General features: G+C 61.7%; 30 protein-coding genes. 15 read left to right on the plus strand and 15 right to left on the minus strand.

Annotated features, from left to right (window positions below):
• The first annotated feature begins 85 nt into the window (after positions 1 to 85).
• The gene (locus tag QHC67_RS14815; protein ID WP_319295437.1) at positions 86 to 373 is read left to right on the plus strand and encodes a hypothetical protein; all 288 of its coding nucleotides are present in this window, start codon (positions 86 to 88) and stop codon (positions 371 to 373) included.
• Here the strand turns inward: QHC67_RS14815 and QHC67_RS14820 are convergent.
• Positions 370 to 759, minus strand: coding sequence for a response regulator (locus QHC67_RS14820; RefSeq protein WP_319295438.1), 390 nt, complete (start codon positions 757 to 759; stop codon positions 370 to 372). The two genes, QHC67_RS14815 and QHC67_RS14820, sit on opposite strands and share 4 nt — an antisense overlap.
• Before the next feature lie 158 nt (positions 760 to 917).
• On the opposite strand from QHC67_RS14820, the gene QHC67_RS14825 reads away from it, so the two are divergent.
• Positions 918 to 1,664 (plus strand): Crp/Fnr family transcriptional regulator, encoded by a 747-nt coding sequence (locus QHC67_RS14825; protein ID WP_319295439.1) that lies wholly within the window; start codon positions 918 to 920, stop codon positions 1,662 to 1,664.
• Entirely contained in the window at positions 1,661 to 2,623 is a 963-nt protein-coding gene (locus tag QHC67_RS14830; protein WP_319295440.1) for a sensor histidine kinase, read from the plus strand. The genes QHC67_RS14825 and QHC67_RS14830 overlap by 4 nt, the downstream gene beginning before the upstream one ends.
• 41 nt (positions 2,624 to 2,664) lie before the next feature.
• On the opposite strand, the gene QHC67_RS14835 is transcribed toward QHC67_RS14830, so the two are convergent.
• Positions 2,665 to 3,246, minus strand: a complete 582-nt coding sequence (locus QHC67_RS14835) for a hemerythrin domain-containing protein (RefSeq protein ID WP_319295441.1) — start codon at positions 3,244 to 3,246, stop codon at positions 2,665 to 2,667.
• Between the two features lie 189 nt (positions 3,247 to 3,435).
• On the opposite strand from QHC67_RS14835, the gene QHC67_RS14840 reads away from it, so the two are divergent.
• From QHC67_RS14840 to QHC67_RS14865, 6 genes are all read left to right on the plus strand, one after another.
• On the plus strand, positions 3,436 to 4,026 hold the full coding sequence (locus QHC67_RS14840) for a PRC-barrel domain-containing protein (RefSeq protein WP_319295442.1): 591 nt from the start codon (positions 3,436 to 3,438) through the stop codon (positions 4,024 to 4,026).
• Positions 4,027 to 4,044: 18 nt separating this feature from the next.
• Entirely contained in the window at positions 4,045 to 4,437 is a 393-nt protein-coding gene (locus tag QHC67_RS14845) for a hypothetical protein (RefSeq protein WP_319295444.1), read from the plus strand.
• A gap of 124 nt (positions 4,438 to 4,561) precedes the next feature.
• The gene (locus tag QHC67_RS14850) at positions 4,562 to 4,795 is read left to right on the plus strand and encodes a hypothetical protein (protein ID WP_319295445.1); all 234 of its coding nucleotides are present in this window, start codon (positions 4,562 to 4,564) and stop codon (positions 4,793 to 4,795) included.
• Positions 4,796 to 4,822: 27 nt separating this feature from the next.
• Entirely contained in the window at positions 4,823 to 5,401 is a 579-nt protein-coding gene (locus QHC67_RS14855; RefSeq protein ID WP_319295446.1) for an SRPBCC family protein, read from the plus strand.
• Positions 5,402 to 5,405: 4 nt separating this feature from the next.
• Positions 5,406 to 6,590 carry a zinc-dependent alcohol dehydrogenase gene (locus QHC67_RS14860; protein ID WP_319295447.1) on the plus strand — a complete coding sequence of 395 codons (1,185 nt, stop codon included), beginning with the start codon at positions 5,406 to 5,408 and terminating at the stop codon, positions 6,588 to 6,590.
• Between the two features lie 40 nt (positions 6,591 to 6,630).
• Positions 6,631 to 7,140 (plus strand): DNA-deoxyinosine glycosylase, encoded by a 510-nt coding sequence (locus QHC67_RS14865; protein ID WP_319295448.1) that lies wholly within the window; start codon positions 6,631 to 6,633, stop codon positions 7,138 to 7,140.
• Positions 7,141 to 7,319: 179 nt separating this feature from the next.
• On the opposite strand, the gene QHC67_RS14870 is transcribed toward QHC67_RS14865, so the two are convergent.
• From QHC67_RS14870 to QHC67_RS14920, 11 genes are all read right to left on the minus strand, one after another.
• A complete protein-coding gene (locus tag QHC67_RS14870; RefSeq protein WP_319295449.1) occupies positions 7,320 to 8,639 on the minus strand; it encodes a patatin-like phospholipase family protein in 1,320 nt (439 codons plus the stop codon).
• A complete protein-coding gene (locus tag QHC67_RS14875; protein WP_319295451.1) occupies positions 8,636 to 9,472 on the minus strand; it encodes an MBL fold metallo-hydrolase in 837 nt (278 codons plus the stop codon). The genes QHC67_RS14870 and QHC67_RS14875 overlap by 4 nt, the downstream gene beginning before the upstream one ends.
• 161 nt (positions 9,473 to 9,633) lie before the next feature.
• Positions 9,634 to 10,077 carry a host attachment family protein gene (locus QHC67_RS14880; RefSeq protein WP_319295473.1) on the minus strand — a complete coding sequence of 148 codons (444 nt, stop codon included), beginning with the start codon at positions 10,075 to 10,077 and terminating at the stop codon, positions 9,634 to 9,636.
• A gap of 130 nt (positions 10,078 to 10,207) precedes the next feature.
• The gene (locus tag QHC67_RS14885; protein WP_319295452.1) at positions 10,208 to 10,675 is read right to left on the minus strand and encodes a hypothetical protein; all 468 of its coding nucleotides are present in this window, start codon (positions 10,673 to 10,675) and stop codon (positions 10,208 to 10,210) included.
• A 452-nt stretch (positions 10,676 to 11,127) separates the two neighbouring features.
• Positions 11,128 to 12,150: a UDP-glucuronic acid decarboxylase family protein gene (locus QHC67_RS14890; RefSeq protein WP_319295454.1), complete on the minus strand. Its 1,023-nt coding sequence runs from the start codon at positions 12,148 to 12,150 to the stop codon at positions 11,128 to 11,130.
• Positions 12,140 to 13,252 carry a glycosyltransferase gene (locus QHC67_RS14895; protein ID WP_319295455.1) on the minus strand — a complete coding sequence of 371 codons (1,113 nt, stop codon included), beginning with the start codon at positions 13,250 to 13,252 and terminating at the stop codon, positions 12,140 to 12,142. The genes QHC67_RS14890 and QHC67_RS14895 overlap by 11 nt, the downstream gene beginning before the upstream one ends.
• Positions 13,249 to 14,349, minus strand: a complete 1,101-nt coding sequence (locus QHC67_RS14900) for a glycosyltransferase (protein WP_319295457.1) — start codon at positions 14,347 to 14,349, stop codon at positions 13,249 to 13,251. The genes QHC67_RS14895 and QHC67_RS14900 overlap by 4 nt, the downstream gene beginning before the upstream one ends.
• Complete coding sequence (locus QHC67_RS14905) at positions 14,346 to 15,467, minus strand: glycosyltransferase (protein ID WP_319295458.1); 1,122 nt, start codon at positions 15,465 to 15,467, stop codon at positions 14,346 to 14,348. The genes QHC67_RS14900 and QHC67_RS14905 overlap by 4 nt, the downstream gene beginning before the upstream one ends.
• Positions 15,464 to 16,534, minus strand: a complete 1,071-nt coding sequence (locus QHC67_RS14910; RefSeq protein WP_319295459.1) for a glycosyltransferase family 4 protein — start codon at positions 16,532 to 16,534, stop codon at positions 15,464 to 15,466. The genes QHC67_RS14905 and QHC67_RS14910 overlap by 4 nt, the downstream gene beginning before the upstream one ends.
• 17 nt (positions 16,535 to 16,551) lie before the next feature.
• Positions 16,552 to 17,616 (minus strand): SDR family NAD(P)-dependent oxidoreductase, encoded by a 1,065-nt coding sequence (locus QHC67_RS14915; RefSeq protein ID WP_319295460.1) that lies wholly within the window; start codon positions 17,614 to 17,616, stop codon positions 16,552 to 16,554.
• Entirely contained in the window at positions 17,613 to 18,725 is a 1,113-nt protein-coding gene (locus QHC67_RS14920; protein WP_319295462.1) for an NAD-dependent epimerase/dehydratase family protein, read from the minus strand. Before QHC67_RS14920 ends, QHC67_RS14915 begins: the two co-directional genes overlap by 4 nt.
• Positions 18,726 to 18,951: 226 nt before the next feature.
• Here QHC67_RS14920 and QHC67_RS14925 point away from each other — a divergent pair, with 226 nt between their 5' ends.
• From QHC67_RS14925 to QHC67_RS14940, 4 genes are read left to right on the plus strand one after another with little or no spacing between them, the layout of a single operon-like run.
• Positions 18,952 to 19,545: a histidine phosphatase family protein gene (locus QHC67_RS14925; RefSeq protein WP_319295463.1), complete on the plus strand. Its 594-nt coding sequence runs from the start codon at positions 18,952 to 18,954 to the stop codon at positions 19,543 to 19,545.
• Positions 19,542 to 20,366, plus strand: coding sequence for a TIGR04290 family methyltransferase (locus QHC67_RS14930; RefSeq protein WP_319295464.1), 825 nt, complete (start codon positions 19,542 to 19,544; stop codon positions 20,364 to 20,366). Before QHC67_RS14925 ends, QHC67_RS14930 begins: the two co-directional genes overlap by 4 nt.
• A complete protein-coding gene (locus QHC67_RS14935; RefSeq protein ID WP_319295465.1) occupies positions 20,363 to 21,283 on the plus strand; it encodes a beta-xylosidase in 921 nt (306 codons plus the stop codon). The genes QHC67_RS14930 and QHC67_RS14935 overlap by 4 nt, the downstream gene beginning before the upstream one ends.
• Positions 21,280 to 22,398: an inositol-3-phosphate synthase gene (locus QHC67_RS14940; RefSeq protein ID WP_319295466.1), complete on the plus strand. Its 1,119-nt coding sequence runs from the start codon at positions 21,280 to 21,282 to the stop codon at positions 22,396 to 22,398. The genes QHC67_RS14935 and QHC67_RS14940 overlap by 4 nt, the downstream gene beginning before the upstream one ends.
• A gap of 17 nt (positions 22,399 to 22,415) precedes the next feature.
• Here QHC67_RS14940 and QHC67_RS14945 read toward each other — a convergent pair whose 3' ends face one another.
• The gene (locus QHC67_RS14945) at positions 22,416 to 22,760 is read right to left on the minus strand and encodes an SWIB/MDM2 domain-containing protein (protein ID WP_319295467.1); all 345 of its coding nucleotides are present in this window, start codon (positions 22,758 to 22,760) and stop codon (positions 22,416 to 22,418) included.
• 109 nt (positions 22,761 to 22,869) lie between these two features.
• On the opposite strand from QHC67_RS14945, the gene QHC67_RS14950 reads away from it, so the two are divergent.
• Complete coding sequence (locus QHC67_RS14950) at positions 22,870 to 23,826, plus strand: MDR/zinc-dependent alcohol dehydrogenase-like family protein (RefSeq protein ID WP_319295468.1); 957 nt, start codon at positions 22,870 to 22,872, stop codon at positions 23,824 to 23,826.
• A gap of 14 nt (positions 23,827 to 23,840) precedes the next feature.
• On the plus strand, positions 23,841 to 24,857 hold the full coding sequence (locus tag QHC67_RS14955; RefSeq protein WP_319295469.1) for a Gfo/Idh/MocA family oxidoreductase: 1,017 nt from the start codon (positions 23,841 to 23,843) through the stop codon (positions 24,855 to 24,857).
• Between the two features lie 192 nt (positions 24,858 to 25,049).
• Here the strand turns inward: QHC67_RS14955 and rpsN are convergent, their stop codons facing one another.
• Positions 25,050 to 25,355: a 30S ribosomal protein S14 gene (gene rpsN / locus QHC67_RS14960; RefSeq protein ID WP_319295470.1), complete on the minus strand. Its 306-nt coding sequence runs from the start codon at positions 25,353 to 25,355 to the stop codon at positions 25,050 to 25,052.
• Positions 25,356 to 25,467 lie beyond the last annotated feature (112 nt).

Consider the following 25,467-nt stretch of genomic DNA (forward strand, 5'->3'; position numbering starts at 1 on the left):
GTTTACGCCCACCGGAGACTTCCGAACGAACTGATCTCAGGTCCGGGCGTTCACTTCATGATATCCACAGGAGCGAGAGGCAGCGATGAGCAGCAAGCAACCAATGCAGGCCGATGGGCAAGGCGCGAGCGGGCATCGCTCTGCCGGTTCTGGCAGTGATGGCGTGAGCGACATCGACACGCACGGGAAAAAGGGAGGCGGGGAGAGTTCAGGAGGCGCATATCCTAACCCCCATCGCGGAAAGAAGGCCGAGGCCAAGCCCGAATCCTTTCTTGGCCACGGAGGCCAAACGGAAATAGGCTATCACGGGACAGGCCAATTGGGTGAAGAGGAGACCGGCGACAATCCCAACTCTCCAGCCAAGTCGGGCTAAAGCTGGACCTGCAGACCTGCCGGCATTTCACCCAAGCTCGCGCAGGTCTCGGCGTTCGGCGCGCCCAGAATTGCCTTCAGTTCATTCTTGATCTGCGAAATATTGTACGGCTTGTCGATCATCCGGCAACTGGCCAGGTGTTCGGCCAGTTTCGCCCTGCCATATCCGGTCGTCACTATTACCGGGACGGACAGGGCCTGCAGCTTTTCAATGACGGTATACGCCATCTCTCCCTGCAGGTTGATGTCGAGAATTGCTGCGTCAGGTCGCCCCGCAACGGCTTCGTCAAGCTGATCAGACAGGCGCCCGAAAGGTCCGACGACCCGATAGCCTGCCGCTTCCAAAGCGGATTGGAGATCATTCGCCAGTAAATATTCGTCTTCCACGACCAACACGCTCCGCGTTGACGCTAATACCGGATCAACGTGCAATTATCTTCTCCCGATGCCATGATGCCGTTCCCCGATGCCCGGTCACGACGAAAATATAACATGGATAAGCATGTTCGGGTTCCATCCACTAACGTCCTGGAGCAAAAGGCCTCATGACCGTTTTCGCTCCTGCCCAGAAGCTCGCGGCTTATGCGGCTCTTTCGGCGAATGAAGTCAGGGCCGTCACGGCGTTGTCCGAAGGCCGTCCGCAAACCTATTCCGTGGGCGCAGACATCGTGTCGGAAGGCCAGCAGCTCTCCACTACGTTCATGATCCTTCAGGGCTGGGCCATGCGCTACAAGGTTCTTCGGGACGGGCGGCGGCAGATCTTGTCATTCCTTGTGGCCGGAGACATGTGCGACCCTTACTGCTTTCTGCTGCACCAGGCAGACCATAGCATAGCTGCCGTCACCGATGTCGTGACCACGACGGTCAGCCGCGGAGCCATGGAAGATATTGTCCTGGGCAATCCCGGCCTCGCAAAAGCAATGTGGGTCGACGCCCTCGTAACCGCATCCATTCAACGGGAATGGTGCGTTAGCATCGGCCAGCGTTCGGCTTTCGAACGGCTGAGCCACTTGTTCTGCGAAATCTATGCGCGGCTGGAAGTGGTGGGACTTGCTAAGGGGGGGCGGTGCGCATTTCCCGTCAATCAGTATGAACTGGCCGATGCCACAGGAATGACTGCGGTGCATGTCAACCGCGTACTGCAGGACCTTCGGAAACGCGGGCTCATTGAATTGCAGCGCCCAGACCTCTTCATTCCGGATTTGCCTCGTCTGCAGGCTGCGGCTTTATTCGATCCGCAGTATTTGCATCCCAAACCACGCGACCCCCAGAGTGAGGGAGACCACCTATGAACGACAGCGCGAGCGATGCTGCAGTGTCGCCAGGGATCGGCCATGCCATAGTCCGCAGCGATCCCTGGACGTTTGAAAGTGCCGACAGCCAGACACGGTCCCTTTTCAACTTGCCTGATGGCGAGATCATGGGACTGCCGCTGTTTCTGCCCGAATATGCAAAGGCGGAGGGAGAAGCGGCGGAGACTATCGACGTGATGGTGGCCGGGGCTGCGGATGAGGATAAGGCGATACGTGCCAAACTGCTTCCATTGGAAGGCACGTCGGGCTTGTACAGCGCCGTGTTCTTCCATCCGGAAACACGCCCCTCGGCCGCCAGCATATTTGCGGCGCAGCAGGACCTGCAGCACAGGATCAGCAACTGTCTTGCAGTCATTCGCTCGATCTTCCGGCGCACGGCTCAGGCAAGCGATGACACCGACACGCTGGTCAGCCACTTCCTCGGCCGGTTGGACGCCTTTTCCCGTATCCAGTCCAACGTCGTGCTCTACGATACCTACGGCGTCGCGCTCGACGAACTCATCCTCGACGAATTCATGGTGCACGCGACCCGCACGGGAGATCGCCTTTCCATCGAAGGTCCGTCCATCAGGATCCGGACGCGGGCCGCGGAAACGTTGAGCCTGGCCATCCATGAGCTGGCCACCAACTCCGTCAAATATGGAGCGCTCGGATCGGAAATGGGCCACATTGCTGTCCGTTGGCGTCAGATGCAGGACGGAGCGGGGCAGGAGGTGCTAAGCATCGAATGGATCGAGAGCGGCGTTGCTCTTGTCGATCAAGTGCCTGCGCATCGGGGCTTCGGCACCGATCTGATCGAAAACAGCCTGGCCTTTGAGCTGGGCGCGCAGACGAGCGTTCACTTTGACTCCGACGGCCTGCGCTTACTGGCGACGATTCCCATCACCAGCCAGCTGCTACATCCCTATGATGACGACACGGCAGAAGCGCTGAGCTGAGGCTTCGATGGAGTTCAGGCGCAGCGTCGCCGCCGGCCGGGTCAAGCCATCATGAGGCCCTGGACGTTCATCTTGCGTGTGAGGGAACTGTTCTCGGACCCGTCGAGATGCGCGCGCAGGGCGGGAAATAGCTCGTCCTCCTCAGAACGGATGTGGGTTTCCAGGTGGCGGCGGAACGCGCTGACCTTTTCAAGGAAGCCCGAATCGTCCTTCTTCATCGCGTTCAGGTCGGCAAGATACTGCTTCACATAGCCATGCTCATGGTTGAGCCGGTCGGCATCCTCCACGCGGCCGGCGTTACGCAGCGCCGTATAGATGACATTCTCTTCCTCGAACGCGTGCTTGCTCAGGGCGTGGGTGATCTGGACGATCAGCATTCCGCGCTTGGCAGTCGAGCTGTCGTCCGTCGCCTGCAGGACATCGAACAACTTCATGACCATCCGGTGTTCGGCAACCAGGCCGTCGAACCAATCGCCCGCCAGCGTAGTAGGCGACTGCACCGCAAGCTTGCGCCCGATGTTGGCGATTGCCGCTGCGCCAACGGTCATAGCCACGGTCCGGTTGATGCTGCCGAAAGTGACGGACTTTGTCTTCGCGCGCGCGAAAGAAGAACGAGAAACCATAGCTTAAGCCTTTCCATCATCTACAAAGGCCGTCTGTAAGAAACGCCAAGCCTTCTCGTGCGTTAACGACGAACACTATGGGAGTATCCCTCTCAGGGGCCAGGCACTAACATGGATTACGGGCGGCGAAGGGCTGCCGGGCATGTTCATTGCCAGCCTCGGAACGACCTTCTGGCAGGCGGAGCTTCAATGAACTGGGACTATGTTGCAAGTTGGTCCGAGTGGGTGGCGCCGGTGGCAACCACCATTGCGGCGATCATGACGGCGGCAAACCTTGGTTCCCGCGTGACGGGCTGGGGCTTTGTCGTCTTTCTGGTCGGATCGATCCACTGGACGTTGCTGGGAACGGCAACGGGTCAGACATCGCTGATCGCAGCCAATGGGTTTCTATGTGTGGTGAATGCCGTCGGCATCTGGCGCTGGCTGGGGGTGCGGGCCCGGCTGGACGATGGCGCGCAGGCGGCAGAGCGGGAGAGCGAGGATATAGCGGCTCCCGCCCTCCTGAGTCTCGCCAACATCGAAGGGTGCGAAGTGACCGGGTCCGATGGTGAAATCCTGGGGCCCATTCGGGGCGGGATGGTGGAACGGGATAGCGGCCGCCTGTCTTATGTCGTGGTGGCTTGCGGAGGCGTCGGTGGCGTGAACGAAACGTTGCATAGCGTGCCCTGGCAGGATCTCGCATCCGGCGAGGATGGTTTTAGCGCCCCTGTGACACGGGCCGAACTTATGGCGCGCGAGCCGCTGGACCCACGCAATTGGCCCGCACGCATTCCAGGCTGATGAAGGAGGACGGCGATCATGACAGGCAAGCATAGCGGCGAAGCCACAGCCCACGGACCGCAGAAAACGGTGATAGAAAGGATCGCACGGCATCTGGCGACCAGGGCATTCGACCCGTCGCCACCGAAATCGGACGATTGGTCTGCGCAGATCGAAGCGGCTGCCTCTCTGCTGGCCATCATCAAGGATCCGGACGACGCTATGGCGCAGGCTGGCGACGCCATGGTCTGGCGGAAGATGATCGATGCCGCGCTGGTCGACCGGTGGAAAGTCGAACATGCCCTGGGCGGAGAGAGAGCCGAACCGCCCGGTGGGTCGGACGAGGAAGGGGACGTGCTGCTGGAGCACGGATCCACGGGAATCGAGAAAACCCCCTCCTGGGTTCAGTTGAGCAAACCGCCGAAGCCGTGAGAGCCACGAGTTGCTGAGCCAATAACATATGTTTGCGGAGTTTCTTGGGAGAGGAACCGACCGAAAAGCTCTGCGCTTCTAACGCATGCACCCGGCGCTGCACGGTGTCTGAGGAAAACAGAAAATGCGAACGGTTCTGGGGATCTTTGGCGACACCGCTTGCGTCGAACGTGCCGCCGCTCATCTGCTGGAGGAATATGGCATTGCCCGAACCGACATCACCGTGGTTCCCGCCGGGATGAATGAAGATCGGGTAGAAGAAACGATCTCCCTATCGGTGGAGGTTCACGAAGATGAAGTGGACGCGGTGGTCGCAGCATTTCAGGACGCAGGGGCCATCGCCGCCACGCCGCAATGACTCTCAAGCACGCTATAGGAGAACAGCATGTCGGACGTACATGACGACGCACCGCTGGCACTTGCCAAGGATCGCGATGACCGCGCCCTTGCCGCCGCCGATGCCGGAGGTGATGAAAGCCATTCGGTTGTCATCAGAACCGTAACGATCAATCGGCCGCGGAGCGAGCTTTATGCTTACTGGCGGGACTTCTCGAAGCTGTCGACTTTCATGGACAACGTCGAGCGCGTGGACATCCGGGCACCTGACCGCAGCCACTGGGTAGTGAAGGCGCCCGCAGGCAAGACCGTGGAATGGGACGCGCGCATCACCGAAGATGTGCCGGATGAGTGCATCGCGTGGGAAGCGGACGAAAAAGCGGACGTGCCGAACAGCGGCCGCGTGGAATTCGCCGACGCGCAGGGCGATCGCGGCACCATCGTCAGGGCGACCATCGCCTATGATCCGCCCGCAGGCGTCGTGGGCAAGGTCATCGCCAAGCTGTTCCAGCGCGAGCCGGCGATCCAGGCGCGGCGCGACCTCCATCGCTTCAAGCAGCTAATGGAAACCGGCGAAATTTCGACCGCAGCCAGGACCCGCGCCGAGCGCGCGAAAGAAGAGGAATAAATTCATGCGGGCACTGACATGGCATGGCAAGCACGACGTCCGCGTGGAGACGGTGGACGATCCTGAAATCATCAATCCCCGGGACGCGATCATCAGGATCACGTCCACGGCGATCTGCGGGTCGGACCTGCATCTTTACGATGGCTATATCCCGACGATGCAGAAGGGCGACATTCTGGGCCACGAGTTCATGGGCGAAGTCGTGGAGACCGGCTCCGGCAGCACCCTGCAGAAGGGGCAGCGCGTGGTGGTGCCGTTCACGATCTCCTGCGGCTCCTGCTACCATTGCGGCAAGCAGCAATATTCCGCCTGTGACAACAGCAATCCGGCGGACAATCAGGATATCGGCCGCGAAATGTATGGCCACCCGATGGCCGGGCTGTTCGGCTATAGCCATTTGACCGGCGGCTATGCAGGCGGCCAGGCCGAATATGTCCGCGTGCCCTATTCCGACGTTGGCCCGATCGTCATTCCGGACGGGTTGGACGACGACAAGGTGCTGTTCCTCTCCGATATCCTGCCCACCGGCTGGATGGCAGCGGAGAATGCGGACATCGAGCCGGGGGATACTGTCGCGGTGTGGGGTTGCGGCCCGGTGGGACTGTTCGCGGTGCAGTCCGCCTTCCTGATGGGCGCCGAAAGAGTGATCGCAATAGACCACTTCCCCCGCAGGTTAGAGCTTGCCCGGCAATTCGGTGCCGAGACAATCAACTTCGAGGAAAGCAAGACCTACGAGGCTTTGATGGAAATGACGGGCGGTATCGGGCCCGACGCAGTGATCGATTCGGTGGGGCTGGAGGCGCACGGCCTGTTCGTCGACAACGTCATCGACCAGATCAAGGCATCGACTTTCCTCGGCACCGATCGCATCCACGCCATTCGTCAGGCGATCATCGCCTGCCGCAAGGGCGGCCGCGTATCCATGCCTGCCGTCTATGGCGGTTTCGTCGACAAGTTTCCGCTCGGCGCGCTGATGGAGAAGGGCCTGACGCTGAAAACCGGCCAGACGCATGTGCAGCGCTATATGCCCGCCTTGCTGAATGCGATCACGGAGGACAAGATCGACACGACTTTCCTCATCAGTCACCGATTGCCGCTGGAACAGGCCGCCGAAGGCTATAAGATGTTCCATGACCAGCAGAACGAAGTCACGAAGATCGTCCTGAAGCCGGGAATGGCCCTGAATTGATGAGCATAGATTGATGAGCATCAGTTGATGAGGCTGTCTATTGGATGACCGCAAGCAGGGGCTGCCCCCCGTCGCAGCGGCGGACACGCGGTTGCTGATCCTGGGCAGCCTGCCCGGCGACCGGTCGCTTGCAGCCAGCCAATATTATGCTCATCCGCGCAATCAGTTCTGGGATCTGGTCGGCGAAATCATCGCCGTCCCACTTCGTCCGCTGCCCTATGCTGCGAAGCTGGATGTGCTCGCACAGCACAGGATAGGTTTATGGGATGTCATTGCCAAGGGCGAGCGGCGGGGAAGCCTTGACTCTGCCATGCGCAATGTGGCTGCCAATCCCCTTGCCACCTTCGTTCAGTCCTTGCCTGCCTTGCGCGCAGTGGCTTTCAACGGGCGTCTCGCCTATTCAACCGGAGCCGCCGCACTTGCTGCCTTGCAGGAGGTGGTCCTGATCCCGCTTCCCTCAAGCAGCCCGGCGCATGCGGTCGGCATCGGTAGCAAGCGAGAATCGTGGATGGCCCTGCGCCCTTTCCTCCATGACGACATCGACAGATAGGAAAGCGATGTTGGCGGCCCCGCGTGATTGCGGGTCAGCTGCGAGGCCGCCGCCCTGATACCCACGAGCGATTGGGTCGGGACTTCACGAGTGTAGCGCGCCGTTCCGACTTTGTGAGTCCTTTGCCACTAACCCATGGTAGCCTCGATGCTTCGACGGTCGTGGCTCAGCGAGCGGCATCATCCCTTCGGAGAATCCTCGGTTGGAGGCACCACGTCGTCATCGCCCTCCACGGGTTCCGGAGAGGATTGGCCCGAAGTGCCTACACCGCTCCCGCCGGGTGCATCGACATCGTAATCCTCCGGATTGCCGCCGCCGCCGGCACCAGCGCCCGATCCCTTCACTTCGCCCACGCCGCCTTCAGCGGCCTTGCCGCGATTGCTCGCTGCCTCGTCATCTCGGTCTTCGATGTTGCTCATGCTTTCCTCCTGGGAAATGTGGCTGCGCTCATTCAAATCATGCATCCGCAATCCGGCGGGCGATTCAGGGTCGGCACCGCGAATGTAGTTCAGTACGGCCGTTGCCGCCTTGCGCCCTCCGCCCTCCCGGCGCAGGAGGCTCGCGCGGGAGAAATCGAAAATCTTCTCCATCCGGCTCGGCTCGTGGGGCTCGCGATGTTCGACGATCAGAAGGTCGGTTCCTTGCTGCGTGGATCCCTCGCCCGTTGCCTCCAATCGCCGCTCACGAATAAGGCCGCTGAGCCGCACACGTGTCTGGGTCGCATATTTAAGATCGTTCGCCCGTTCCGATGCCGCCGCAAGCGATCTGGGCCGCAACCCCCGAGCGGGGAAAAGGTCGGCGAGGATCAGCCAGCGCGGTATCGACAGGTCGCGCTCCGACGAAAGGAACGGTTCCAGAGGCGCATTGGCGCTTAAACCGCCGTCCGCAAAAAGTCGGCCATCCACTTCGACCGCAGGAAGGTTCGGCAACAATGCGCCGCTCGCAAGGACGTGTTCGATACCGATGCGATCTCCCGCCTTGTTGTCGAATATCACCGGAGCGCCAGTCTCCACGTCAGTTGCGCAGATGCACACGCGCACTGGGCCATCATTGAGAAGATCAAAATCCACCATCTCGCTTAACGTGGCCACGGCAGGCGAGGGGTCATAGAGGCCGGGGCCTGCGCCGGTCTTGTCCATGGCCAGCCCTGCGGGGCGCATGAGACCGGGCACGCCACCTATTCGGGTCATCAGAGTGCTCGTCACGCCCTCCAGCCGGTGCCACAGATCGCTCTGAAAAGGCCGGGACCAAGGCTCGGGAAGGGCATCGGTCTCCAGCCGCTTCCAGAACCGGTCGAGCATCCCGGCTCGCTTGTCAGGAGGATTGCCCGCGAAAATCGCGGCGTTGAAGGCGCCGATCGAGGACGCAGCGATAGCATCCACGCGGATGGATGAATCTTCCGCCAGTGACTTCAGTAGGCCCGCATGGAAAGCGCCCAGCGCCAAGCCTCCCGACAGGATCAAGCCAACCGGCTTAGGTTCGGCAACGCTGGGGTTCATACGGCAGCGCTGAGGATATCGAATTCGACTGCATCATGTGCGCAGAAAATCCGCACATGCTGGCCATGCTCGCTGGCAAGTCTGCGAAGGCGCGCCTGGTTCTGAAGGCGCGCGCCCCGATCCACTTCCATCATGCGCTGATAGCCTCGTAAGCCAGGGGGACATTGATAATCCTCCGTGCCGACCTCCCCGCGGTAAAAATACGCGTCGGCAGCATGGAGCAGCCAGCTATCTGGCGCGTGGACCGCAACGCCGCAATGACCCCAGGTGTGACCGGCGAGCGGCACGAGCAAGATTTCGGGCGGCAGTCCGTCAAGGTCGCGCACGGCGTCGAAGCCAAACCAGCCTTCGCCGCCGCCCATCGGGTAGAGCCGCCAATCGACATCTTCATCCCATTGCTGCGGCCGGTAACGCCTGCGTCCGACGAACCCGCCACCGTCGCGGCGGGAGGCAGCCTCCTTCTCGCGGGAGGCGACGTGCACCACGGCATTCGGAAAATCCTCGATCCCGCCCGCATGATCGAAGTCCAGATGCGTGATGACGATATGCCGCACGTCGCGCGGATCGAAGCCGAGCGCCCGCATCTGTGCGATCGCGGTCTCCTGGGGGCGAAGCTGGATGTTGTTCAGCGCACGGAAGAAAGCCGAGAGCCGTTCGCCGGGCCGCTCGACGTCTCGCATCCCGAATCCCGTATCGACCAGCACCAGTCCGCGATCCGTTTCGATCAGGAGGCAGTGACAGACCAGCTTGGCAAAGGGTGCATCGCTCGTCCCATCGAAGAGGCGGCCACCGACAGGACAGCATGTGCCGCAATTGAGATGGTGGATGCGCATGGTCAGGCCGAAGGGACCTTGATGTCGGCAGCGTTGGGAACAGGCGCCAAACGCTGTCGCGTACTGTCACGGAGGGCTGGCTCACGCCGCTTGCTGGTTTGCCACGCAATAGCGGCGGACGTGGCAAGTCCAGCCAGCAGGAGGAGGGGCGTACGCATGGATTAGCTGTGATCCTTCAGAATGGTTTCGATCTGGTCCGGCGGGTGTCCGGTCAAGTCCTTGGCGACTTCACCCTTCAGCCGGGATGACACTTCCTTGTGATAGTGCTTGCGCATTTCCCCCAGAACCTTGGGAGCGGCGACGATGATCAGTTCCTCGAAGTCGTTGCGGAGCGCGCGGACTTTCAGTTCCTCGGCAGCGTGCGCAGCGAACAGGTCCTCCGCTTGCTTGTGGTAATCGGTCTCCGACGTGGACTCCTGGCCCGGGGTCGCGCTGGAGGGCCGCTGTCCCTGCGCGTCGGTTTTCTGATCGCGATCGGCAGGGTTGGGATTTTCCTCTCCATATTCGACGACCAGATTGGGATATTCGGCGTCTCCCTCGTTGCGGAAGAAGAGCATCTTTCTGCCGTCTGCAACGACGATCAGGGCGTTATGCGCCAGGTTCATCATGTGCCTCGTAAGTTCCGGCGGAACCAGGGATGCGATGGTGTGCAAACTGCCGGAACCGCCGGGTTGCTGCGATAACGCATGTCAGTTCGCGCCTGTTTAGATCGGTTGTTTCCTACCGTTGCCGGGTTTACTCCCGTCCCGGCTTGGCGACGCGCGCTGCCTCCGCATCGGCGGCCGTCGGCGTTTCGCCCACTCTCTTGCTCGTCGCAGGATCGTAGTTGCTCGGGATCGAGCCCTGCGAGAGCGGATCGCGGTCCGGTTCACGATCCAGTGTGTCCCGAGGATGCCGGGCGCTGCCCTCAGGCTGATGCTCCGTCGAGATGTTCGGAGGAGAGATTTTTCCGGAGGTTGGTTCGATATGCGCGGCCCCGTGGCTCACTTGCGACGAAGCCGGGTTCGTATTATGATTTTGTGTCTTTTGCTCCCGGGCCTTATCCTCTCGATCTAGCTCCTCGTGAAGCGCTTTCGTCCCACGCTCGGTCTGCGCCAGATCCGCTGCGCTGCGTTTCTTGCGATTCGACAATATGGCGTAGAGGATCACCGCACCCAGCAGCAGCGGCCCGAGCACATTCATTACTGCGTATAAACCATCCATAACGTCCTCCTGAAACCACCTTTGGATGTAATTACTGAACCCATCAGATGCGCTATGGGTCCACGCTTCAGGCTCTTGTGCCCTGGCATTCCTCGAAAAGTATGGCTCCTGACATGCGTTAGCACGCGCAGCATTGTGGATCGGGCAGAGTGTCGGTAGATATCGGGAAGCAGTCACGAACGCCGTTTCGATGAACGGACCCGCCGTGATCGCTGTCACAAAAAGTAACGGCCATGATGCTAAACAAGAGCCGTAACGGAGAGTTTGAATGCGCTATGCTGAAGAGCGTGCCCCGCAGGCAAGTGCGACACGATGGATTAAACGCGACTCGTTCGACTGGGATCTGGCCTACCGCCGGGCAGTAGAGGCACTGAAGCCACGCAGCCCGCCACCACGCAAATAATCGAGCCGGCTCTGTCCGTCAGCGACATGTCAGGTCCGTTGGGGAGTGTTCACTCCGCGGCGATGGAACAATTGTCGTTATTGCCGTGTAGGGCTCTTCCCGCTTCGAGTTCGGACAGGAACCAGGCGCAGGTTTGCTGCAGCCCTTGGGAAAGGGGCACGGTCGGCGCCCAGCCGAGGTGCTCGCGGGCAAAACTGATGTCTGGCCGACGGCGGCGGGGATCATCCTCCGGTAAAGGACGATGCACGACCTTGGCGCGCGTGCCGATCAGCGCGACCACTTGATCCGCAAGTTCGCTGACGCTGTATTCCTCCGGATTACCCAGGTTCACCGGCAGCATTCCGTCCATATCCGACTCCATCAGCGCGATCAGGCCGGCCACCATGTCCGAGACATGGCAGAAGCTGCGCGTCTGGGAGCCGTCGCCATAGATGGTGATGTCCTGGCCCGTGAGCGCCTGGCAAATGAGGTTGGAGACAACCCGGCCGTCGTTCGGGTCCATGTTTGGGCCATAAGTATTGAAGATGCGCGCAACGCGAACGTCCGCCCTTCCCAGGCGCGCGAAGTCGAAGGTCATGGCTTCAGCGGCGCGTTTCCCCTCGTCATAGCAGGCACGCGGACCCGTGCAGCTCACCCAGCCGCGATAATCCTCCCGCTGCGGATGCTGTTCGGGGTCGCCATAGACTTCGCTGGTCGAGCTGAGCAGAAAGCGAGCGCCCTTCATCTCCGCCAGCCGCAGGAGACGATCGCTGCCCACTACATTGGTCAGCATCGTATGTTCGGGATCGGCCTGATAGAGCGGCGGCGATGCTGCGCAGGCCATATTGTATATCCGGCTGATTTTTACCTCCGGCGCGAGCAGGGCGGCAGGCAACGGATCTACGATATCCGCTTCGATGAAGGTAAAGTGCGGGTGCGGCTCCAGCTCATACAGGTTGTCGCGGCGCGACGTCAGCAGATTGTCGATGCAGATGACCGAATGGCCCTGATCCAGCAAAGCGCGGCAGAGATGCGAGCCGATAAATCCCGCCCCGCCAGCGACGAGGATGCTATCCGATTGCCTAAGAGTCATGCGCACCCGTCCTGTTTATTGTTTCTGAGATCTTTGGCTGCGGCACAGGGCGTGCGCGAGGGTTCGCCTCCTGCAGATAAGCCTCCAGTTCGGCCGCCCGATGCTCAGCGCCATGTGCGCCGAGCACGCGCTTGCGCCCTGCTTCCCCCATGCGCGTGCCGTCCTGATCCAGCGCCGCGATCACTTCGCCGCCATCGTGCGCAAGCAGGATCTCGGCGCCCGGCTTGAACATGGCCTCTATCCCTGCCCAGATGTCGGAGATGATCGGCGTGCCGCAGGCCGCCGCCTCGAACAACCGCACGGAAGGCGACCAGCCGGACGCGATCATGTCGGCGCGCGTGACGTTCAGCGTATAGCGCGACGCGGAGTAGAAGGCGGCGTGCTGGGCAGGCGGCAAATGCGCGATCCGCTCAACATTGTCCGGCCAGACGATGTGGTCTGGATATTGCGGACCCGCCACCACGAAGCGCAGATCGGGCCGCGCACGCGCCGGTTCTATTAACAGCCGCTCCAATGTCGGCTGCCGATCATCACTATAGGTGCCGAGATAACTCAGGTCCCACCGGACCGGCACATCGAGCGGCATATAGGCATGGACGTCGACGGAGCAGTAGAGCGACCTCGCCGCCGGTGAACCATAGCGGTTTTCAAGAAGCGAAAGGGTGGGGCCGCCAGTGAAGGACAGGTAGATGTCGTATCCGGGGATCAACTCGGACGAGAGATAGGCGCAATCTCCTTTCTCCAGCGCCGCAAGTGTGACCGGCGTGTCGATATCGTAGAAGGCCGTGATTCCGCGGGCATGCTCCTGCACGAAGCTGCCGACCGCAATGCCGTCGGGAACATAGGACCCGACCATCACCGCGTCGGCATCGGCAATCGCGTCGCGCCAGGCGGAAAGTCCGTCGAGATCCTCGTAAAAGGCGAGATGGCAATAATCAGGGTGTTTGAGGTCCCGCGCACTGGCGTACCAAGGCACATTGCGTTCGAGGAACAATATATCGTGGCCACGCGCGGCAAAGGCGGCAAGCAGGGCACGGTAGGTCGTGGCGTGGCCATTTCCCCAGGAGGAGGAGAGGCTAAGCCCAAGGACGACGAGCTTCATGCCTTTTCCATCCTTTCCGCAGCCGCCGCAGCGACATGCGAGGACAGGATGGCATCGACTTGCGCGCCCCGCAGCGCGTAGGTGTGCTCGGTCTTCACACGCTCCAGCGCCGCCTGTCCGATCTGGCGCGCGCGTTCCGGCGTCAACGTCGCCAGATGATCCGCCACGTCCTGCCCATCCCGTGCAACAAGCACTTCCTCGTCCGGCGTGAGGAACATCTCTATGCCCTCCCAAGCGTCGGTGATCAGGCAGGCGGCCGCGCCCGCTGCTTCGAATACGCGTGTGGCGGGGGAGAAGCCGATATGCGCCATGCTGTCGCGCGCCACGTTCAACACCGCCAGCGGCGTCGAATTGAACGCGTTGTGCTGGGCGGTGTAGACATGGCCGCGATGACGGACATTGGCGGGCATGGCCTTGCTCTCCCAACCGTTGCCGCCGATCAGGAAAGAGCGATCCGGGAGCATCGCGGCGGCACGTAAGAAGAACTCCTCGACGCGCGATTCCCTGTCAGGAAGGCGATTGCCAAGGAACGCAAGATCGCACTGAAAGTCCGGATCCGGCGGAACCGGGAAGTGGCTCGACGGGTCGAGCGCATTGTAGACTGGAATGCAGGTCCTCGCGCCGAAGCTGCGATAGGCATCTATGACCGGATCACCGCCGCCATAGGTCAGGACCATGTCCAGATCGGGGAGGGCGCGGCGAACGGCGTGGTCCGGCCCGGCGCGCATCTCATCCAGCGTGGCCGCGGCATCCACGTCCCAGAATATACGGATGGCATGCGGTGCTGCGGACTTCAGAAGGCCTTCCAGCAACTCGTCGTCGAACACACCGACGCCACTTGCCTTGACGACTACGTCCGCCTGCGCTGCCTCTGCCATCACGTTGCGCAGGGCTTCGACCGTAGCGGGATAGACGACGACGCGCGCCCATTCCGGCGGATCGATGTCGCGATGCTGCTGGCGATCGAACGCATCGGGTTCGTAGAAGGTGATGTCGTGCCCGCGGTTCGCCAATTCGCTTAGGATGCCGCGGTAATAGGTCGCCGCTCCGTTCCAGTAGGATGACAGCAGGCTGGAACCGTAAAAGGCAATCTTCACGCTACGCTCCTTTGCGGTTGTTCGGCTTCCGTCTCTCGAAGGTTCGAGACGATGGTGAGCAATTCTTGGACGCGATGCGCACAGGTATGACGCGCACGGATCGTCTCAAGGCCGTGGCGCACCAGGTCGCGCCGCAGGTCTGCGTCGCTGGCCAAGGCTCGTAATGCTCGCGTCATGGCGGCGCCGTCCGGCACCATCAGAAAGTCCTGCCCTACCCGGAACAGATGCTCGCTATCGTCCCACGGCGCGGACACCAGCGGGATACCGCAGGCGAGCCCCTCGAACACCCGGATGGTAGGGATGCCGGGCAGGATAGTGGTGTAATAACGCCGCGGCACATGCACGGTGGCCAAATGCCGTGCAAAAATTTCGGGCGCGCGCGCATTGGGCGCCCAGCCGCGATAGCGGACGCCATAGCGTTCAAGGGTTCGTAGTGCTTCATCGGGATAGCGCACGCCATGAATGTCGAGCGGCAGGCCAGCAGCCCGCGCAGGCTCGAACAGGAAGTTTTCCAGTTCCTGCGTGCGTTCCCCATCACCCCAGTTGCCGATCCACACAAGGCTGGAGCGCGCCTGTTCCACGGCGGGGGGATGAAAGTGGCGGATGTCGGCGGCTTCGTGCCAAGTCCAGACGCGACTGCCCCAGCCCCATTGCCGATAGACGTCGCGCAGGGCTTCGCCGAACGCGAGGACGCCGTCATATCCGTCCAGATCGAAAGCGTGGATGGCTTCCGGGTCGCTGACCGCGCGATGATGGGTGTCGTGGAACAACAATGTGAAGTGGCCGCCTCTCAGCCGCGCCCGACCTATGGCCGCAACGAGTGCCGGGTCGTTCCATTCATGCACGATGACCAGATCGGCATCGGCAACATGAGACAGTGCTTCGGGTACGCGCGCATATACCCGGCTCTGCAGGTCGGGGTAGGCTTGTCGAAAAGCCGTCAGGCCGGCGTCTCCATGATCCGCGATCAGGTTGGACAGGCTCCAGTTGCCGGCCGGCTCCAGCGTCACCACGTCATGCCCCAAGGAAGACAGTTCACGAAGTACGCCGCGCAGGAAATGGGCATTGCCATGATTCCAGCACGACAGCAGCGAATGCGTGAAGTAGACGATCTTCATGCCGCGGCCCTCTGCTGCAGGACGCCGCGATAGATTGCGTCCATCCCGCCAGCCATCGACTGCGCCGTGAAATGGCTGGCCCGTTTGCGGGCCCGTTCGCCAGCGGCCTGTCGGGCGGGTACATCGCAGATGGTTGCCTCGATTGCGCTGGTCAATGCCCCGGCATCGTCCGGATCGACGAAGGTCGCGGCGCCATCCCAGAGTTCCCGGAAAGTCGGGATGTCCGAAAGCACGAGCGCGCAGCCCGCTTCCGCTGCCTCCAGTACCGCAAGGCCAAAGGGTTCGTACTTCGCGACCGAGACGAAGACGGGGCGTGCGGCAAGGCAGTTTGCGACGGCATTGCTATCGCGCTGGCCGACGACATGCATGTGGTTGAGTTCCACGGCCTCGCCATTCGGGCGGCTCGTCGCGCCTATGGCCTTGAACGGGATCGAAAGCCGCGCCGCCGCAGCATCCATCACGCGGGCGTTCTTTGCGCCGTCCCACAGCCGCCCGATGGTGACTGCGCAATCGTGCATCGCCGCTTGTCGCGGTAACGGTGCGATACGGCCATTGTGGACGACGTGCGGCTTGTGCTTCAGGGAATATCGTCTCTGAACTGCATCAGCGAAAGCACGGCTGGGCGCTACGACTGCGCTGGCGTTAGCGAGTCCCTCTGCGATCAGACTGGTGCGCCAGGCAAAATCGGCATGCATCTCGCCACCATCCATGGCCGCCCACCACGTGCCGACGCAGCTATGCATCACGCCGATGACGGGAACGGCGAAGGCGTCGCTACCGATGAAGGCGGGGCTGTTGACCTGCACCAGATCGACCGCCAGCTCCCGCGCGATAGCCGCCAGCACCGAGCGGCTCTTGCCTATCGCCTGTGCATCCTTGGCTAACCAGTCTAACTCCGCCGGCACATGCCGCATGGTGAGGCCGGGGATACGCTCCGCCTCTCCCCGCTGCGCTGCTGTGGGCTGCGGCCCCAGCACAGCCAGCGTGGTTTCATAGCCAAGAGGCTGAAGGCACGCGGCCAGGTCCGTCGCATATTGCCATACGCCGCCGACGGCATCGGCCGTCATCAACAGCCTCACGCCTCTCACGCTTGCACCGTCACAGGGGCGTGCGATCCTGCGCGTTCGGTCTGCAGCCACTGGAGCAAAGCCGCTACGCCCTGCTTCCACGGGATCGGCGAGCGAAGGCCAATCGCCTCGTCTATCGCCCGGCGATCGGCCACGAAATAGCGCTGATCGCCCGCGCGCCAGTCGGAGAAACGCACGTCGAGCGGAGCATCCAGCACATCCTCGACATGGCCCAGAAGCTGCCGCAGGCTTACCGCGTTATCGGGGCCGCCGCCCAGATTATAGGCACGGCCACTCAGCCGCTCGATATTCTTCCAGATGCCCATATAGGCATCCACCGCATCGGACACGTTCAGGATGTCGCGAACCTGATGACCATCGCCATACAGGGTGATCGGCGCGCCCTCCAGCGCCTGGATGAGGAAGTGCGCGACCCAGCCCTGATCTTCGGTGCCCATCTGCCGCTCGCCATAGATGCAGCTCATGCGAAGGACTGCGGTGGGCAGATCATAGCTGCGCGCGTAATCCAGCACATACTGATCCGCGCCGCCCTTCGAGCAGCCATAGGGCGTGTGGAAATCCAGCGGGCGCGCTTCGCCGATCCCGTGCGCCTTGATGGCGCTGTCTGTCGGCTGGTATGCGCCATTGGTCAGCGCCAGCGGCACATCGCCAAGGTCGCCATAGACCTTGTTCGTGGATGCGAAGATCACTGGCGGACGCGACCCGGACTGCCGCGCAGCCTCCAGCACATTCATCGTGCCGCGCAGGTTGATCTCGAAATCCTCCCGCGGGTCCGTCATGCTGGTGGTCACGGCGACCTGGGCGGCCATATGGAACACCGCCCCGGCTTGACGCACGAGGCCGGAGACGACCGTATCATCACGCACATCGCCGACGGTGACGTGGATACGGCCCGAATGACGGTCCAGCAGCCAGTCGAGATTCCGCTGCACGCCGGGCCGCCGCAGCGCATCCAGCACCAGCACGTCATGCCCTTCCGATGACAGCCTGTCCGCCAGATTGCAGCCGATGAAGCCTGCGCCGCCAGTGACCAGCACCGGCCGTGGATCGTCGATACTCATGCGACCAGCCCTCGCGCCTCAAGCTCCGCGCGCGCCTGATCGACGCGATCGCTTGCCGTCTGCTGCGCCACCCATTCGGCGAGTTCGGCCAAGCCTTCGCCGAAGTCGGTGCGGGCCTGAAAGCCAAGGTCATCCTTCGCCTTCGTCGTGTCGCAGAAGCAGTGGCGGATGTCGCCGGTCCGCGCCTTGCCGACAATCTCGGGCTCGATGCGGTTCTTGCCCATGGCACGCGCCAGTTCGCGCGCGACTTCGTTGACGGAGCGATCCTGTCCCGAGCCGATGTTGTATGTGCCGCCGACCGCTTGCGGCAGTTCGAGCGCATCTGCAAAAGCGCGGGCCACATCGCTGACATGGACGAAGTCGCGGCGTTGCTCGCCATCCTCGAAGATCATCGGCGCCTGCCCGTTCAGCAGCCGCGAGGCGAAGATCGCCAGCACGCCGGTATAGGGATTGGAAAGCGCCTGACCCGGTCCATAGACATTGAACAAGCGCAGGCAGACGCCCTCGATCCCATAAGGCGCAGTCATGATATGAGTCGTGCGCTCCTGCACATATTTGTTGAGCGCGTAGATGGATGCGAGGTTGGGGCGCTTCCACTCTGGGGTGGCGACGGGCGACAGGGGCCGCCCCTGCGCATCGGTCGGCTCCCAGTTCCGCTGATGGTCCCGCAGAGCCGTGCGTTCCGCATTTTCTACAAGGGCACCATCGGCGTCGCGGTACAGTCCCTCACCATAGATGCTCATGGACGAAGCCGTGACGACGCGGCGCACAGGATTGTCGATCAGCTTCTCGAATAAAACTGCAGTGCCGACATCGTTCACCGACGTATAGCGTTCGACTTCGTACATGGATTGGCCGACACCGACTTCGGCCGCCAAGTGAATGACACTGTCTACGCCCCTTAATGCCGCCTGTACTGCGCCACTATCGCGCACATCGGCTTGGATAAGCTCTACATCGGGATCAAGATCTGCCGGACGTCCAGCGTCTCCGTGAACTTGTTCTATAAGGCTATCGAGGACGCGGACCTTATAGCCTCTTCCAAGTAGTTCCCGCGCGACAAAACGCCCGATGAAACCCGCCCCGCCAGTAATCAATACTGTTTCCATCGGTTATAATGCTCCTTGCATCTATAAGGGATGGACTCTTGTGATGCGGGCAGCCAACATGCCCCCTGCTTCTTGAACCCGGATCGCCAAACGGCTTCATCTTCATCAATGTTCCCTGTGATTTCAGTGTTATAAACATATGTTAGCGAGTATGTGACTAGAGGGAACGGAGCATCTACTTAGATGTTCTGGGACCCATGTCGATCTACTCATCACTTCGCAGATCATGACGGTTCAGTTACTTTTAATCCGTCATGGCCCGCATTCTCATTTGGGAAGAATACTTACGGGACGCGGCTCCGACTCTGCTCTCACCAAGGAGGGAGAAGCTGAGGTGGATCGGCTCGCAGCGGCGCTGACGGCATGGCCGGTCGCGGCAATCCACAGCAGTCCGCAATATCGTTGCCGCCAAACCGCGGAGATCATCGGCTGCAAACTGGGCTTGCCGGTGAGCGTGGCGGATGCACTCGATGAGATCGACTTTGGCGCCTGGACCGGCAAGAGCTTCGCCGAACTGGAAGCCGATATGCTCTGGCACCAGTGGAACAGCGCCCGGAGCAATTGCGCGCCGCCAGACGGCGAGAGCATGGCCAGCGCAGTCGAACGGATCGTCCATTTCATAGACCATCTAACTGCGGGAGACCTTCAGACGGTTCTATGCGTCACGCATTGCGACATCATCCGTGGCGCCATCGCGCAGTATCTGGGTCTCAGCCTCGACAACATTCTGAGGTTCGATGTCGATCCCGCTTCGCTCAGCGAATTGCAGGTTGGCGACGACTGGGCGCGGCTCACCACTCTTAACCGGACATACGCATGAAAAAAGCCACCTTGCCCATTCCGTCATCCTCTGCGCGCGAGTTGCAGGACGCCGTCGAGACTTTGGGGCCGTGGTTCCAGAACATCGACCTGGGCGAGGTGCAGACAGCTCCGGATCATTTCCTTGGCGACTACCCCGCGTTCAAGTTCGCGCGTTTTGCCGATGCTCTGCCGGATGACCTCACCGGCAAGTCGGTGCTGGATATCGGCTGCAATGCGGGGTTCTACACGATCGAAATGAAGCGGCGAGGGGCGGCCGAGGTGTTGGGGATCGACACCGATCCGCGCTATCTGGCGCAGGCGGAGTTCGTGGCCGATACGCTGGGCTTCAAGGGCGTCGAATTCCGCGAACTGTCGGTCTACGACGTGGCGAAGATCGGGCGGCGGTTCGATCTCGTGATCTTCATGGGCGTTTTCTATCACCTGCGGCACCCGCTGCTCGCGCTCGACCTGATCCGCGATCATGTCGCGAACGACATGCTGCTGTTCCAGACGATGCAGCGCGGCAGCGAGGATGTGGCGCAGGTGCCGGAGGACCATCCCTTCCACGTACCGGGCACAACCCAGCCGCCCGCCTATTTCGATGATCCCGGCTATCCCCGGATGCACTTCATCGAGCGGCAATATGCCGGAGACTGGACGAACTGGTGGGCGCCCAATCGCGCGTGCAGCGAAGCGATGCTGCGCGCGGCGGGCTTCAGCGTGGAGGTGCGGCCCGAAGCCGAGGTCTATCTCTGCAAGGTGGCGGAGCGCCCCTTTGCCGGCTGGGGACCGGGCGGCGGCGCGGTTTATCCCGCGAAAGGACAGGAGGAGCAGGCATGATCGAAGGGGCGATGATCTGGAACGAGCCGAACAACAAGTCGCACTGGGATCCCGAAGTCGATCCCGACTGGTCGATCTATGCTGACACCGTTGTGCGAGCCGGAGAATCGATTCGGCGGGCCAATCCCGATGTGAAGCGAGTGCTGGGCGGAATGTCCCCGATCGACCCGTTCTGGGTGCAGCGGATGCGGGAAATGGGCGCGCTCGACGCCGTGGATGTGGTGGCCGTGCATGGCTTTCCGCTGGATTGGAACCTCTGGCCGATACACGCCTGGCCCGACAAGATCGCGGAAATCGAGGCGGTCGCGCCGGATAAGGAGATCTGGGCCACCGAGGTTGGTGTCGGCTCGTTCGGTGCAGAGGAAGTGCAGGTCTTCGGCGTCACTCGCACCGCGGAACTGCTCGTCGGCCGGGTCCCGCGCATATTCTGGTACAGCCTCTTCGACCTGCCGCAAAGCTGGGGCGCCACCACGCGCCATCGCGAAGCGGAGGGATCGAGCTACTACCGTCATTTCTACATGGGCCTGATCCGCGAAGACGGGACCCCCAAGCCTTCGCTGGAGCATTATGCGAAGGTCGCGGACAAGATGGGCCTGATGCAGTGGTTCCATTTTGAAGACCCACGGCTGGACGACGGCGTGCGCTGGATGAAGCAACTGGGTGTGCGGCACTTGCGCACGGGCCTTAGCTGGGCGGACAGCTTCCGGCCGGGCGCCATCGACTGGTTCGACCGGCAGATGGAGGCTTTGTCCGACTTCGACGTGACGGTGACATTCTGCTTCACACCAGAGCATCTGGGCGTGCAGCCGCACCACACCAGCGCCGCAAGGGAGCCTCAGGGCTTTGCGGAATTCTGCGAATGGATGATCGAACGCTATGCGCCCGCACAGGCCCTGCCAAAGGTCACGGCGGCATGACCGGCAGCGTCAACGTCGCCATCGTCGGCGTCGGCAATTGCGCAAGCTCGCTGGTGCAGGGTCTCGCCTTTTATGGCGAAGGCCGAAACGACCGCACCGGGCTGATGCACTGGGATATCGGCGGCTACACGCCGGGCGACATTCGCGTTGTGGCTGCCTGGGACATCGACCGGCGCAAGGTCGGGCGTGACGTTGCAGAGGCTATTTTCGCCAAGCCCAATTGCACGACCACTTTCTTCGGCGACGTTGCCACGACCGGCACGCGCGTCGAGATGGGACGGGTCCTGGACGGCGTCGCCGAACATATGGCGGAATATCCGGAAGACCGCCGCTTTGTGCCGGCCGAGGAACGCGAAGCGGCCAAGGCCGATGTGGTCGGGCGGCTCAAGGAATCCGGTGCCGACATATTGTGCAATTACCTTCCCGTCGGGTCACAGGAGGCAACGGAATTCTACGCTGAATGCGCGCTCGAAGCCGGAGTGGCGTTCGTCAACAACATCCCCGTATTCATTGCCAGCGATCCGGCATGGGCCGCCCGGTTCGAAGACGCCGGGGTGCCTATCATCGGCGACGACATTAAGGCGCAGATGGGCGCCACCATCGTGCATCGGGTGTTGACCGACCTGTTCGCCAAGCGCGGCGTGAAGCTGGACCGCACCTATCAGCTGAATACCGGCGGGAACACTGACTTCCTCAACATGACGAACCGCAAGCGGCTGGCCTCAAAGAAGATCTCGAAGACGGAGGCCGTGCAATCGGTTGCCGAAACGCGGCTGGCGGACGAGAACATCCATGTCGGACCATCCGATTATGTCGCGTGGCAGAACGACAACAAGGTCTGCTTCCTGCGCATGGAAGGACAATTGTTCGGGGGCGTTCCGATGAACCTGGAATTGCGCCTGTCGGTGGAGGACAGCCCCAATTCGGCAGGCGTCGCCATCGACATGATCCGCTGTGCGAAGGTGGCGCTGGATCGGGGGCTTTCAGGAGCCATCGTCCCGGTAGCCGCCTGTTTCTGCAAGCATCCTCCAGAACAGATGACCGACGATGCCGCCCACGCCGCTCTGGAGGAGTTCCTGATGGGTTCGGCATCCATGGTAATGGCGGCCGAATGACCGCCATTACATGTCGCTCAGTCTGCAGCCTTGACGTGGTTGGAAATGTGCTTGTTCATTTCGAACATCGACGCTTTCTTCTTGCCGAACACTTTCTCCAGCTTGTCATCCGCCAGTATCTCGCGGCGGTCCTTGGGGTCCTGAAGATCGTTCTTCTTGATGTAGTCCCAAATGGACGAGACGATCTCCGCGCGCGCCAGCGGCTTGTCGCCCACGATGGCCGCGAGTTCGGGAGATGGCTGAACGGGCCTATGCAATCCATCCACTTTCTTGCCCGATCCTTCCCCCGACTTCGACTTCGCAGGTGCCTTGGCAGCAGTTTTGGCAGGCGCTTTTTTGGCAGGGGCTTTGCTCGTGGCCATCAGGTATCTCCTATCGCGTCAATCTCACTGCAGAACACGCTCCAGCGCAGAACGCTCCATCAGGGGCATTTCCGGTAACCTATGTTATGAGTCAGGAGGCCCGATGGGCATGATGCAGGCAGCCATCCAGACCGGACCGGGCCAAATGGAAGTGGCGTCCGTTCCAATCCCGGAGCCGGGCGTGGGCCAGGTCCGCGTGAAGCTGCAGGGCTGCGGCATCTGCGCCTCGAACCTGACGCCATGGTCCGGCCCGGAGTGGATGACATTTCCTGGTGAACCGGGAAACCTCGGGCATGAGGGGTGGGGAACGATCGATGCCCTTGGCAGCGGCGTCAGCGGCCTCAGCGTCGGTGATCGCGTGGCGGCGCTGTCGTCGCGTGGCTATGCCGAATACGACATCGCGGACGTGGATGCAGTGGTACCGCTTCCCGAGGCGCTTGGCGGCATGGACTTTCCAGGCGAGCCGTTCGGGTGCGCGTTCAACATCTTCCGGCGCTGCGATATTCAGGCTGGGCAAACGGTCGCTATCGTCGGTATCGGCTTTCTGGGCGCAATCCTGACTCGGCTCGCCACGGATGCGGGCGCGAGGGTGATCGCTATCTCGCGCCGCGCATATTCGCTGGACGTGGCGCGTGCGCATGGTGCAGCCGAAGTCATCGCGATGGACGATCACCATGGCATCATCGAGCAGGTCAAGGCACTCACTGGCGAGCGTTTCTGCGAGCGCGTCATCGAAGCCGTGGGTAAGCAATGGCCGCTGGATCTGGCCAGTGAACTGGTCGCCGAACGCGGCCGCCTGATCATTGCGGGCTATCATCAGGATGGTCCGCGCAACGTCAACATGTGGCTGTGGAACTGGCGCGGCATCGATGTCGTCAACGCGCATGAGCGGGACCCGGCGGTTTATACGCAAGGGATCAGGGACGCCATCGCGGCCATTGCGGAAGGAAGGCTAGACCCCGCGCCGCTGCTCACGCACCGATATCCGCTATCGCGGCTTGGCGAGGCGCTCGACGCGGCACGCGATCGGCCGGATGGCTTTCTGAAAGCGGTGGTGACATTGTGAGTACTGCGGCGGAGATGGCTGACCCGCCAGGGAAGGAAAAGGGCATCGACTTGCCCCGTCTCGGCTTTCTGGGCGTAGGCTGGATCGGAAGGCACCGCATGCAGGCGATGCTGGAAAGCGGGCTCGTTTGCGCTGCCGGTGTGGCGGATCTCAGTCCCGACAACCGGCGGGAGGCGCTCGCACTGGCGCCCGACGCGATCGAAGCAGACTCGCTTGCCGCATTGCTGGACATGGATCTTGACGGCATCGTCATCGCCACGCCCAGCGCTTTGCACGCAGCGCAGTCCATTGAGGCCCTGAAGCGTGGTGTCGCCGTCTTCTGCCAAAAGCCGCTTGGACGCAGCGCGGCGGAAGTGCGCGCCGTCGTCGATGCAGCCCGTCGAGCGGACCGGCTGCTGGCTGTCGACCTGTCCTATCGTTTCACCGCCGGGATGCAGGCGATCCGAGGCAGAATACGCGAAGGCGCGCTAGGGCCGTTATTCGCTGCCGATCTCACCTTCCACAACGCTTATGGACCGGACAAGTCCTGGTTCTACGATCCCGCGCAATCGGGCGGCGGATGCATGATGGACTTGGGCGTGCATCTGGTGGACCTGGCACTGTGGGCTCTCGATTTCCCTGAGATCGCCTCATCCGAAAGCACGTTGTTTGCCGGTGGGCAGCCACTGACCGACCGAACTACGCAAGTGGAGGATTATGCCGTGTCGACATTGCGGCTCACCACCGGCGCGGTCGTTCGCATAGCCTGCTCATGGAATTTGCACGCAGGGCAGGAAGCGGCAATCGCAATGGAATTCTATGGGCGAGACGGAGGCGCGGCGATGCGCAACGTCGGCGGCTCTTTCTACGGCTTCGAGGCCTGGGCGCAGCAAGGTACGGCACGTCATCCCCTGACGAGCGGAGATGACGCATGGGGCGGGCGCGCTGGAGTCGACTGGGCAGGCAGACTGGCCAGCGGCGGAAAATTCGATTCCTCTGCGGACAGGCTGGTAGATGTAGCCGCCGCTTTGGACCGTATCTACGATGCCTAGACGGTCAGCCCGTTAGCAGAATAAGGGCGGAAGGGTAGAAGAATACTACCCCACAAACCAAGACGACAATCAGTCCCAGGCCCAACGCGACACTACGTTTAATCCAGCCCGCCCGTTGGGCATAGTAAAGGATCACCCATGCCAATCCGCCGACCAGGACGATTGCCGCTATCGCTCCGATGGCCGACATACCTACCAGCTCGATTTCGTGACGCCGGGCAGTTGGCCCCGGTTGGCCAGCAGGCGCAGCATGATGCGCGACAGGCGGAACTTGCGATAATAGGACCTGGGACGCCCGGTCATCTCGCATCGGTTGCGAATGCGCGTTGGATTGGCGTTGCGGGGAATTTCGGCCATCTTCAGCCGCGCGATCATTCGCTCACCCTCGCTTAGCTGTTCATCCTTCGCCATAGCCTTTAGCCGAGCGTATTTCCCGGCATATTTCGCGGCCATTTTCTTGCGCCGCTCATTCTTGTTCACCATGCTCAGCTTTGCCATGCTATCCTCTTGGCTGGAGTGAGCCGCGTCTTTAGAGCTGGGGACCTCCAAAAACCCCTAGCCAATGGCTGCGTGATTTGATTCATTGCGGCTGACGGGAGGTGAGGATGCG

The sequence above is a fragment of the Sphingobium sp. genome, assembly GCF_033795625.1.
Classification (GTDB): Bacteria; Pseudomonadota; Alphaproteobacteria; order Sphingomonadales; family Sphingomonadaceae; genus Sphingobium.

What these genes read in the sequence shown, in the direction of transcription:
- QHC67_RS14815 (WP_319295437.1), top strand. Translation starts at nt 86, where the DNA reads ATGAGCAGCAAGCAACCAATGCAGGCCGATGGGCAAGGCGCGAGCGGG.
- QHC67_RS14825 (WP_319295439.1), top strand. Translation starts at nt 918, where the DNA reads ATGACCGTTTTCGCTCCTGCCCAGAAGCTCGCGGCTTATGCGGCTCTT.
- QHC67_RS14830 (WP_319295440.1), top strand. Translation starts at nt 1,661, where the DNA reads ATGAACGACAGCGCGAGCGATGCTGCAGTGTCGCCAGGGATCGGCCAT.
- QHC67_RS14835 (WP_319295441.1), bottom strand. Translation starts at nt 3,246, where the DNA reads ATGGTTTCTCGTTCTTCTTTCGCGCGCGCGAAGACAAAGTCCGTCACT.
- QHC67_RS14840 (WP_319295442.1), top strand. Translation starts at nt 3,436, where the DNA reads ATGAACTGGGACTATGTTGCAAGTTGGTCCGAGTGGGTGGCGCCGGTG.
- QHC67_RS14845 (WP_319295444.1), top strand. Translation starts at nt 4,045, where the DNA reads ATGACAGGCAAGCATAGCGGCGAAGCCACAGCCCACGGACCGCAGAAA.
- QHC67_RS14850 (WP_319295445.1), top strand. Translation starts at nt 4,562, where the DNA reads ATGCGAACGGTTCTGGGGATCTTTGGCGACACCGCTTGCGTCGAACGT.
- QHC67_RS14855 (WP_319295446.1), top strand. Translation starts at nt 4,823, where the DNA reads ATGTCGGACGTACATGACGACGCACCGCTGGCACTTGCCAAGGATCGC.
- QHC67_RS14860 (WP_319295447.1), top strand. Translation starts at nt 5,406, where the DNA reads ATGCGGGCACTGACATGGCATGGCAAGCACGACGTCCGCGTGGAGACG.
- QHC67_RS14870 (WP_319295449.1), bottom strand. Translation starts at nt 8,639, where the DNA reads ATGAACCCCAGCGTTGCCGAACCTAAGCCGGTTGGCTTGATCCTGTCG.
- QHC67_RS14875 (WP_319295451.1), bottom strand. Translation starts at nt 9,472, where the DNA reads ATGCGCATCCACCATCTCAATTGCGGCACATGCTGTCCTGTCGGTGGC.
- QHC67_RS14880 (WP_319295473.1), bottom strand. Translation starts at nt 10,077, where the DNA reads ATGAACCTGGCGCATAACGCCCTGATCGTCGTTGCAGACGGCAGAAAG.
- QHC67_RS14885 (WP_319295452.1), bottom strand. Translation starts at nt 10,675, where the DNA reads ATGGATGGTTTATACGCAGTAATGAATGTGCTCGGGCCGCTGCTGCTG.
- QHC67_RS14890 (WP_319295454.1), bottom strand. Translation starts at nt 12,150, where the DNA reads ATGACTCTTAGGCAATCGGATAGCATCCTCGTCGCTGGCGGGGCGGGA.
- QHC67_RS14895 (WP_319295455.1), bottom strand. Translation starts at nt 13,252, where the DNA reads ATGAAGCTCGTCGTCCTTGGGCTTAGCCTCTCCTCCTCCTGGGGAAAT.
- QHC67_RS14905 (WP_319295458.1), bottom strand. Translation starts at nt 15,467, where the DNA reads ATGAAGATCGTCTACTTCACGCATTCGCTGCTGTCGTGCTGGAATCAT.
- QHC67_RS14910 (WP_319295459.1), bottom strand. Translation starts at nt 16,534, where the DNA reads ATGACGGCCGATGCCGTCGGCGGCGTATGGCAATATGCGACGGACCTG.
- QHC67_RS14915 (WP_319295460.1), bottom strand. Translation starts at nt 17,616, where the DNA reads ATGAGTATCGACGATCCACGGCCGGTGCTGGTCACTGGCGGCGCAGGC.
- QHC67_RS14920 (WP_319295462.1), bottom strand. Translation starts at nt 18,725, where the DNA reads ATGGAAACAGTATTGATTACTGGCGGGGCGGGTTTCATCGGGCGTTTT.
- QHC67_RS14925 (WP_319295463.1), top strand. Translation starts at nt 18,952, where the DNA reads ATGACGGTTCAGTTACTTTTAATCCGTCATGGCCCGCATTCTCATTTG.
- QHC67_RS14930 (WP_319295464.1), top strand. Translation starts at nt 19,542, where the DNA reads ATGAAAAAAGCCACCTTGCCCATTCCGTCATCCTCTGCGCGCGAGTTG.
- QHC67_RS14935 (WP_319295465.1), top strand. Translation starts at nt 20,363, where the DNA reads ATGATCGAAGGGGCGATGATCTGGAACGAGCCGAACAACAAGTCGCAC.
- QHC67_RS14940 (WP_319295466.1), top strand. Translation starts at nt 21,280, where the DNA reads ATGACCGGCAGCGTCAACGTCGCCATCGTCGGCGTCGGCAATTGCGCA.
- QHC67_RS14945 (WP_319295467.1), bottom strand. Translation starts at nt 22,760, where the DNA reads ATGGCCACGAGCAAAGCCCCTGCCAAAAAAGCGCCTGCCAAAACTGCT.
- QHC67_RS14950 (WP_319295468.1), top strand. Translation starts at nt 22,870, where the DNA reads ATGATGCAGGCAGCCATCCAGACCGGACCGGGCCAAATGGAAGTGGCG.
- QHC67_RS14955 (WP_319295469.1), top strand. Translation starts at nt 23,841, where the DNA reads ATGGCTGACCCGCCAGGGAAGGAAAAGGGCATCGACTTGCCCCGTCTC.
- rpsN (WP_319295470.1), bottom strand. Translation starts at nt 25,355, where the DNA reads ATGGCAAAGCTGAGCATGGTGAACAAGAATGAGCGGCGCAAGAAAATG.